Source organism: Thermoleptolyngbya sp. M55_K2018_002 (genome assembly GCF_015295965.1).
GTDB lineage: Bacteria > Cyanobacteriota > Cyanobacteriia > Elainellales > Elainellaceae > Thermoleptolyngbya > Thermoleptolyngbya sichuanensis.
On record NZ_DVEA01000092.1, the window covers coordinates 1 to 8,132 of the forward strand.

Here is an 8,132-nt window from a genome sequence, read left to right on the forward strand (position 1 = left end):
TAAACGGTTTGCTGAGCTAAACGGTTTGCCGAGCTAAACGGTTTGCCGAGCTAAAATTTGCAAAGCTTTAGCAGCAGAGCCTTAGAAAACGTTACACAGCCATTCGATATTTCTAATGTAACGCGCTCCGTTTTGCGCTGAGGGCGGCTAGCAGTGGGTTTCAGGCGGGATGACCGTACTTGAAAACCCCAGGTTAGGTTGCCCTAATTTTAGACTGCCCTAAATTGAGCAATAGTCCTTGCAAGTCTTTGCAACAAGTCTTTGCAGCAAGTCTTTGTATCAGCCGCCGCCGACAATGGTGACAATTTCCAGGCGATCGCCCGTTTGCATCACAGTCTGTTCCCAAAACTGACGGTGCAAAATCTCGCCGTTATATTCCACCGCCACCAGACGCGGATTCATCCCCAACTGCTCCAAAAACTGCGGCAGCGGCGTGTCTGGTTCGCAGGTGCGGGGTTCGCCATTGACCTGAAGCGTAATCGACATAGTTTACAAAATAAGCTGGAAATGAGCCTGCGGACGACCCAGAAGACGGACTAAATTATGCTACAGCAGAGCGCGGAGGGCGATCGCCCCGTCGAGATCGCTACTCCATCTCATCTAGGTCTGCATCTAGGTCTGCCAGTTGTGCCAAATCTGCCAGATCCACATCTTCCTCTTCAGACTGTCGGGCGACTAGCACCGGATACTGATGTAGCGGCACAGTAAAGGTGACGGTAGACCCCAATCCTTCGCCCAGACTATAGAAATTCACCTCACCCTTCATGGCTTCTACTAGCCTCTGGGAAATCGCCAATCCCAGCCCTGTGCCACCATATTGTCGAGTCCGGGAACCGTCTACCTGGCTAAAGGACTGAAACAGGCGGTCTTGCTTCTCTAGCGAAACGCCAATACCTGTATCTACCACGCTGATCTTGGCATAGCCCTTGTCTTGGTCAGACTGGCGGGGCAGGATGTCGGTGGTGAGGGTAACGCCGCCTTCGTGGGTAAACTTGATGGCGTTGCCCAGCAGGTTTAGCAATACCTGGCGGAGGCGCTGATAGTTGCCATTCAGAACAATCGGATCTCGCGTTTCTGGCTTGCAGATTCTGAAGCTCAGATTCTTGCGCTCAGCTTGGGGACGCATGAAGCGTTCCACCTCTTCCATCAGATCATCCAGCTTCACCGGGTTAATCTCGATTTCTAGCTTGCCCGCCTCGATCTTGGCAAGATCCAGAATGTCGTTAATGATTTCGTTTAGGCTAAGTGCCGAGCGATGGGCTTCTTCGATGAACTCGCGCTGCTCTTGGGGGTCATCTGCCACGCCCTCCACGATTAGCTTGAGGAAGCCGATCATGCCGTTGAGGGGGGTGCGTAGCTCGTGGGAGGTGTTGGCCAAAAACTCGCTCTTGAGACGGGAGGCCTCTTCAGCCTGACGGCGGCTCTCCTCTAGGTCGTGATACTGCTGCATCAGCCGCTCGGCCTGGCGACGACTCGCTGCGTATAGGCTGGCATGAGCCACGCCTGTCCCGATCTGTTCTGCAAATTCCTGAACTAGCTCGATTTCGACCGGGTTCCACACTTGGGCTTCATCATCTTGATACAGAACGAGGAGTCCGTTGGGCTGGCCGTCGTGGCAGGTGGCGATCGCCAAAATTGCCATCTCCCTACCGCTTTCTTCATCAATCTGCGTGGTGCTAACGGGCTGGAGCGTGGAAACGGCCTGCTGCAAGTAGGGAAAGTGCGGTAAATCCAGCGTTTGCCCGACGCACTCCGCCGCCCCATCTTGTCGATAGTCCGCCATGATCTGCGCTTTTCCCTCTTCAGCGGGGTAAGCACACACCCAACAGCGACTCAGGTCGAGCGTTTCACCCAGTCCTGTGGCGGTTTGCTGCCAGATGGCATCGAGGTCAAGCGTATGGCGGATGTTCCAGGCAACGCGAGTCAGTGCCTTTTGATAAAAGATGGAGCCGCTGCCCCGGAGCGTGCTAAAGCGAGGGGGCGATTCTAGCAGCAGGTGGGCCTGATCATCGGTGCAGGCATAGAGCAGACGCCCCGTGACGATGACTGCTGAAGGCAGCGCGTTGACTTGCAGAATGGGGCTGAGCGCGAGGTCAAAAACGAGATACTGCCCGCCACAGCGAAACAAGTAGGAAAACCCATCAGGGCTGCCCAAATCAAGCACCATGCGAATCCGCTGCAAATAGGGCGCAAGGGCGGCGGGCGCAAATTCGGACTCCTCGATTGGCCGACCCACCAGATCGGTGGAACCGAGTCCGTAGTGATCTGCGTCCTTCCAGGAGAAGGAGAGATAGGTTCCCGCAGCGTCTTGTATGAAGATGAGATCACCAATGGAGGGCGGTTTCTGGAGTGGGCCGCCGGGTCGCCTAGCAATCGCTACATCTGCCGGGCCAACGACAGAACTAGAAGAATCTTCAGACAAGGTCATCAGCGTGCATCGGAGACAGGGAGTTCAAACGCGCAAAACGCTCTGGAATCAGATTCAGCAAGTATCTTCAAGCATCTTCGCCTAACGTAGCCTGTCGCAGAGGCTATCTGCAACGGCCTGTAGGGCAAATCCGTGATTCTTACAGTAATTGACCAGTAATCGTCTAGTCGTTCCATTCTCCACGAGGGGGAACAGGCGGGTTGCGCTGGAGCGATCGCGTCAGGTCGTCATCCCGCGAGGCTCCACCCCGCAGCCATTGACGCACAGCGACTTCGATCACTTTGCTCGGATCACTGGTGAGATGCCCAATCTGATTCAATAGCTCAGCGTCGATCTGGATTGACAAATCGACCTTGTTTCCGGCCACCACTCTGGGTCTGACGGCTGCTGGTGTGTCTGTGGGGGCGATCGCCTCCTGAGTCGAGCCGTGAGCGCCCAGATTAGCGTTCACACCGTCAGTCTTCGCAACATTAGATTCTACAATAGGGTCGCTCATAGAACTGCCTTACTACCTCACCATTCCGCATTTTCTGTCGCTGATATCGCTTGGCTTGCCCATGCAGACATCTTTTGTGTAGGAGAATCCACTCTGGAGGAGAACCCACCGAGCTTACAGTAAATTCTGCCCTAAATCATTCTGCACAGGGAATCTAATGTTGTGAGTTGTGAACTTAACGGTTTAATTTGTAAACCTTTTCGTGGATCTTGTAGATCTTGAGGCTTACGAAGATTCAAACTTGCGTCCGCAGAGTGCGACAGCCGCAGCGCAAGCGACGCTTTATCTGGAGTCCAGATTTGGAGTCCAGCATGAATCTTTTGCAGGTGGGAGCGCGTGTATCTGAATATCAACCGAAAAAACTCGTTCAAAACTCCCTGGCCGTGCTGAAAGACCCCTCAGTTCTCTCAAGATCTTTCAAGACCTCTCTCTTACACCCCGTACCAGGAACCTGCGCCTGCTTTCCCCTGGTAATTCTGACTTTCGCATCCGGTGCGATCGCCCCCTCCCCAAGCACCCCTCAATCACCCCACCCGAAGCGCCTGCTGCTTCTATAAGCCGCCTTGCAGCATCACAAAATACGCTACAGCTTCATCTAACAAGAATCATAGTTCATCCAGTTCCCCTCGGCTGCGGCAACACCCCAGGCGACTCAGCAGACTGCCGATGCGTCCGGTAGACAGAAGCATTACAATATCTTAAGCGGCACGTCTTGAGGGTGATTCATTGCCCGGCTCCTCTCAGAATTGCCGTCCCTTTCACCCCTTGATGCTTTGCGTCTATGACCGACGTTCCCGTCTCTAACATCCGCAACTTTTCCATCATTGCCCACATCGACCACGGCAAATCCACCTTGGCCGACCGCTTGCTGCAAACCACGGGCACGGTTAGCAACCGAGAAATGAAGGAGCAATTTCTCGACAATATGGAGCTGGAGCGAGAGCGCGGCATCACGATCAAGCTCCAGGCAGCCCGCATGAACTATCGCGGCGAAGACGGGCAGGATTACGTGCTGAACCTGATCGACACGCCGGGGCACGTAGACTTTTCCTACGAGGTGTCGCGCTCTCTGGCCGCCTGCGAAGGTGCGCTGCTAGTGGTAGATGCTTCCCAAGGCGTGGAGGCGCAAACTCTGGCAAACGTGTACTTGGCGCTGGAGCATAATCTGGAAATCATTCCGGTGCTAAATAAAATCGACCTGCCGGGGGCAGAGCCAGATCGGGTCAAGGGAGAAATCGAAGAAATTATCGGGCTGGATTGTAGCAGCGCCATTCTTGCCTCGGCGAAAGAGGGCATTGGCATCAGCGAGATTTTGGAATCCATCGTGCATCTGGTGCCGCCGCCGCAAGACACGGTGCAGGAGCCGCTGCGGGCGCTGATTTTCGACAGCTACTACGATTCTTATCGCGGCGTGATTGTCTACTTCCGGGTGATGGATGGGACGCTGAAGAAGGGCGATCGCATCCGGCTGATGGCTTCCCGCAAAGAGTATCAAATCGACGAACTGGGTGTGCTGTCGCCCAACCAAATCCAGGTAGACGAACTGCACGCAGGTGAAGTGGGCTATCTGTCGGCTGCCATCAAGGCAGTGGCCGATGCGCGAGTGGGCGACACCATTACCCTGGCGACGGCTCCAGCCAAGGAACCGCTCCCTGGCTATACCGAAGCCAAGCCGATGGTGTTTTGCGGACTGTTCCCTACCGATGCCGACGAGTTTGAAGACCTGCGGGAGGCGCTGGAAAAACTGCGGCTGAACGACGCAGCCCTGCAATATGAGCCAGAAACCTCCAGCGCAATGGGCTTTGGTTTTCGCTGCGGCTTTTTGGGGCTGCTGCACATGGAAATTGTGCAGGAACGACTGGAGCGCGAATACGACCTGGATCTGATTACCACGGCTCCATCGGTGATTTACAAGGTTCGCCTGCTAGATGGCAGCGAGGTCTATATCGACAACCCCAGCCACTTGCCCGATCCCCAAAAGCGCGAGGCGATTGAGGAACCCTATGTGCAGGTGGACATGATCACGCCGGAGGAGTTTGTCGGCCCGCTGATGGAGCTGAGCCAGTCTCGCCGGGGCGTGTTCAAGGACATGAAGTATTTGACCCAGGGGCGCACCACGTTGACCTATGAACTGCCGCTGGCGGAAGTGGTGACGGACTTTTTTGACCAGATGAAGTCGCGATCGCGCGGCTATGCCAGCATGGAATATCACCTCATCGGCTATCGCGAAAATCCGCTGGTGAAGCTGGATATCCTGATCAACGGCGACCCGGTTGACCCGCTGGCGACCATTGTTCACCGCGACAAAGCCTATTATGTGGGCAAGGCGCTGGTCGAAAAGCTCAAGGAACTCATTCCGCGCCACCAGTTCAAAATCCCGCTGCAAGCCGCTATCGGTAGCCGCGTGGTGGCCAGCGAACATATCCCCGCTTTGCGAAAAGACGTGCTGGCCAAGTGCTATGGCGGCGACATCAGCCGCAAGAAGAAACTGCTGCAAAAGCAGGCTAAAGGGAAGAAGCGCCTGAAGGCGATCGGCACGGTGGATGTGCCGCAGGAAGCGTTTATGGCTGTGCTGAAGCTGCAATAACCTTGGAAGCGCCCACGCCTGTTACACAAGACCTCGTGCTGATCGGCGGCGGCCACAGCCACGCGATCGCCCTCCGAATGTGGGGCATGAACCCGATTCCTGGTGTGCGGCTGACGCTGATTACCGACGTGATGCACACGCCCTATTCGGGAATGCTGCCCGGATACGTGGCAGGACTGTACGACTTCGACGAGTGCCACATTGACCTACGGCCACTGGCGAGGTTTGCTGGGGCGCGGCTGATCGGCGATCGCGCGGTTGGTCTGGATCTGGCGCAAAATCGGGTGCTGTGTGCCCACCACCCGGCGATCGCCTTCGACTGGCTCTCCATTGATATTGGCAGCACACCCGCAGTCTCCACGGTTCCCGGCGCGGCGGACTACGCCATTCCCGTGAAGCCAATTTCGCAGTTTTTGACCCAATGGGAGGCGATCGTTCAGCAGGTGTCTGAACAGCCCCAGCGTCCTTTGCGACTGGGCATTGTGGGCGGCGGCGCGGGCGGCGTAGAGCTAGCGCTGAATATACGGGCGCGGCTGCGGCAGGTGTTGCAGCAGGCAGGCCATCTCGACACGCCGCTGGAAATTCATCTGGTGCATCGCGGTCGCGAAATCTTGCCAGAGCGCAGCCCCGGAATGCGACGCAAGATGCAGCATATCCTTGCCCAGCGGGGCATTCAGCTTCATCTGGGGGAAACAGTGGCAGCCGTGGAACCCGACGGATTGCGCTGCGAGTCTGGGCGCTGGATCGAGTGCGATCGCCCCTTCTGGGTCACGCAAGCCTCGGCCGAATCCTGGCTCAAGGAATCCGGCTTAGCAACCGACGATCGCGGCTTTATCCAGGTGAATGACTGCCTGCAATCTACCTCGCATCCCTACGTTTTTGCGGCGGGCGACGTGGCCACGATGGTTCGCCATCCGCGCCCCAAGGCGGGCGTGTTTGCCGTGCGCCAGGGCAAGCCATTGTTCGAGAATCTCCGCCGCGCCGCGCTGGGGCAACCGCTGAAGCCCTTTGTGCCGCAAAAAGAGTTTTTGATTTTGGTCGGGCTGGGCGATCGCACAGCGGTTGCCTCTCGCGGCCCTCTGCATTTTGGCCCCACCCCCTGGCTCTGGCAGTGGAAAGACCGCATCGATCGCCGCTTTATGGAAAAGTTCTCGAACTTGCCAGAAATGAGAAGTCGGGGGTCTAAGGGTTTGCCTCTTGTTCCCCCATCCTCGATCGACTCTACTCCCCCCTCTCTACCCTGCGCGGGCTGCGGCTCGAAAATCGGCAGCCAAACCCTCGATCGTGCCTTGCGGCGAGTGCGGGCGGAACTGCCAGAGCCAGCGCGAAACGATGTGCTGCTGGGGTTGGATGTGCCGGATGATGCAGCGGTGGTGCAGATAGCCGCTGGGCAAGTGCTGGTGCAAACGGTGGACTACTTTCGGGCGATGGTGGATGACCCGTTTGTATTTGGGCAGATTGCGGCGAACCATGCGCTGAGCGATCTGTTTGCGATGGGCGCGAAGCCCCAGAGTGCGCTGGCGATCGCCACGCTGCCCTATGCCACCGCTGCCAAGCAAGAAGAAGCCCTGTTCCACCTACTGGCAGGCGCAACCAAGATGCTTCATGGGGCGGGCGCGGTTTTGATCGGTGGGCACACGGTCGAAGGAGCAGAAATGGCGCTGGGTCTGTGCTGCAACGGCTTGGCGGAGCCGTCCCACCTGCTGCATAAGGGCGGGCTGCGACCGGGCGACGTGCTGATCCTGACGAAGCCGCTGGGCACGGGGACACTGTTTGCCGCCGATATGCAGCGGCAGGCGAAGGGCCGCTGGATCGAAGGGGCGATCGCCATGATGCTGCAATCCAACCAGGCGGCAGCAGAGATCTTTCGGGCTTATCACGCTCATGCCTGCACAGACGTTACAGGCTTTGGGCTGTTGGGGCATTTAGTGGAAATGCTGCGAACATCGGAGCCTGTGGGCGTGCAGCTAGATTTGTCGGCACTGCCGCTGTTGCCCGGTGCAGCAGAAACGTTGCAGCAGGGATTCCGCAGTTCTCTGCATCCGCAAAACCTGGCTGCGGCCTGCTGGGTGCGGGATTGGGAGCAAGGGTCTCCGTCCCGCTTTTCCGAAATTCCAGCCGATATCCTGTTTGACCCGCAAACTGCTGGCGGGCTGTTGGGCTGTGTGCCAGCAGAAACGGCTCCGGACTGTTTGTCCGCACTTCACCAGGCTGGGTATCCCGAATCGAGGGCGATCGCCCTAGTGGTTCCGCTAGAGAGCGATCGCCCCGTTCGGCTGATCTAGGCAAATAGGCAAACAAGGTAGGTTATACCCCAAATGCCCAAACGAGGAATCCAAACCAGAAACCCGTCTAGCTATAGCGCTAGGATTGCGCCTCGCCAAAGTTAACGGATTCTGGCTCCATCGCCTGCGGCTCAGGCCCTCTGGGCGGCGACACCGGAACCGACTCCAGTGCAGCAGGGCGCTCACGGCGAACCGGAGCCGCTTCGGCTGGAGTCTCCCGCACAGGCGCTGCCTGGGGCCGCTCGAATCGAGGCGGTGGCTCTACCACACGCGGCGGCGGCTCCACGACGCGGGGCGGTGCAACATTTACAGGGGGCGCAGGTACAGGGGGCGTAG

The 8,132-nt window shown here is 57.5% G+C and carries 5 protein-coding genes and 1 pseudogene; 2 read left to right on the forward strand and 4 right to left on the reverse strand.

Going from position 1 to position 8,132, the window contains the following annotated elements:
* Positions 1-279 precede the first annotated feature (279 nt).
* The 3 genes from thiS to IGS51_RS22290 form a co-directional block, all read right to left on the reverse strand.
* Complete coding sequence (gene thiS, locus IGS51_RS04645; protein WP_297076536.1) at positions 280-486, reverse strand: sulfur carrier protein ThiS; 207 nt, start codon at positions 484-486, stop codon at positions 280-282.
* Positions 487-586: 100 nt separating this feature from the next.
* Positions 587-2,428, reverse strand: a complete 1,842-nt coding sequence (locus IGS51_RS04650) for an ATP-binding protein (RefSeq protein WP_297076538.1) — start codon at positions 2,426-2,428, stop codon at positions 587-589.
* A gap of 163 nt (positions 2,429-2,591) precedes the next feature.
* A complete protein-coding gene (locus tag IGS51_RS22290) occupies positions 2,592-2,798 on the reverse strand; it encodes a hypothetical protein (RefSeq protein WP_367279258.1) in 207 nt (68 codons plus the stop codon).
* A 907-nt stretch (positions 2,799-3,705) separates the two neighbouring features.
* Between IGS51_RS22290 and lepA the strand changes: the two genes are divergently transcribed.
* The gene (gene lepA / locus IGS51_RS04660) at positions 3,706-5,511 is read left to right on the forward strand and encodes a translation elongation factor 4 (protein ID WP_297076541.1); all 1,806 of its coding nucleotides are present in this window, start codon (positions 3,706-3,708) and stop codon (positions 5,509-5,511) included.
* Between the two features lie 2 nt (positions 5,512-5,513).
* Positions 5,514-7,796 (forward strand): selenide, water dikinase SelD, encoded by a 2,283-nt coding sequence (gene selD / locus IGS51_RS04665; protein WP_297076546.1) that lies wholly within the window; start codon positions 5,514-5,516, stop codon positions 7,794-7,796.
* Between the two features lie 79 nt (positions 7,797-7,875).
* Here the strand turns inward: selD and IGS51_RS04670 are convergent.
* Positions 7,876-8,132, reverse strand: a pseudogene (locus IGS51_RS04670) (energy transducer TonB); the annotation flags it as partial.

Excerpts from the sequence above, each read along its gene's own strand:
- thiS (WP_297076536.1), bottom strand. The coding sequence starts at position 486 with ATGTCGATTACGCTTCAGGTCAATGGCGAACCCCGCACCTGCGAACCA.
- IGS51_RS04650 (WP_297076538.1), bottom strand. The coding sequence starts at position 2,428 with ATGACCTTGTCTGAAGATTCTTCTAGTTCTGTCGTTGGCCCGGCAGAT.
- lepA (WP_297076541.1), top strand. The coding sequence starts at position 3,706 with ATGACCGACGTTCCCGTCTCTAACATCCGCAACTTTTCCATCATTGCC.